The organism is Mesorhizobium sp. M1E.F.Ca.ET.063.01.1.1, assembly GCF_003998155.1.
In the GTDB taxonomy this organism is placed as follows: domain Bacteria; phylum Pseudomonadota; class Alphaproteobacteria; order Rhizobiales; family Rhizobiaceae; genus Mesorhizobium.
The window spans coordinates 1-732 of record NZ_RZSC01001386.1 but is presented as its reverse complement, the minus strand read 5'-3'; the positions used below and the strand labels follow the sequence as shown (position 1 = coordinate 732).

Sequence of the window (732 nt, the reverse complement as noted above, 5' to 3'; positions counted from 1 at the left end):
GGACGGGCCGATGGCGATCGCCACGCGCCACAAGCTCATTGACCAGGTGATTGCCGACAATGTCCGCATCTGCGGCTCGCACTTCCCGTTCCCGGGCACCGGCAGCTTCGTCAAGGACGGCAACGCCTACGCCTTCACCCCAACCCAGATCTGAATCGGATCCTGAACAGAAAGAGCCAACTCCCATGAAACATGCACTTTTCGCGGTTCTCGGCGGCATTGCGGTGCTGACCGCGGCCCCGATCGCCATCGCCGTGCCGGCCTATGCCGTGGACGACATCGAAGGCGCCGACGCGCCGGACCTGACGGCCGTAAAGGCCAAGATCGACGCCAAGGACTATCGAAGCGCGCTGGCCGAGCTGCGCGACCTTGCGCAGGACACCCAGCAGGCCGACGTCTACAACCTGCTCGGCTTCACGCTGCGCAAGACCGGCGACTACCAGACCTCGCTGACCTACTACACCAAGGCGCTGGAGCTTAAGCCCGACCACAAGGCGGCGCACGAATATCTGGGCGAGCTCTATGTCGAGACCGGCGACATGGCCAAGGCCAACGAGCAGCTCGCCTCGCTGCAAAAACTCTGCCCGGCGGGCTGCGAGGAGCTTTCCGACCTCAAACAGGCTATCGACACCAAGGTGACGAACTGAGCCTGAAAGCTTGGTTCCTCGCCCCCACAAAGTGGGGGAGAGGTGGCCGCGAAGCGGCCGGAGAGGGGCTGGCACAGGCCTCGCT

At 64.1% G+C, this 732-nt stretch carries 1 protein-coding gene and 1 pseudogene; both read left to right on the top strand.

The window, feature by feature from the left end; all coding sequences use genetic code 11:
• A pseudogene (locus EOA29_RS43600) lies at positions 1-154 on the top strand (MBL fold metallo-hydrolase); the annotation flags it as partial.
• Positions 155-185: 31 nt separating this feature from the next.
• Positions 186-647 (top strand): tetratricopeptide repeat protein, encoded by a 462-nt coding sequence (locus tag EOA29_RS38755; protein WP_127222537.1) that lies wholly within the window; start codon positions 186-188, stop codon positions 645-647.
• Positions 648-732: the final 85 nt, after the last annotated feature.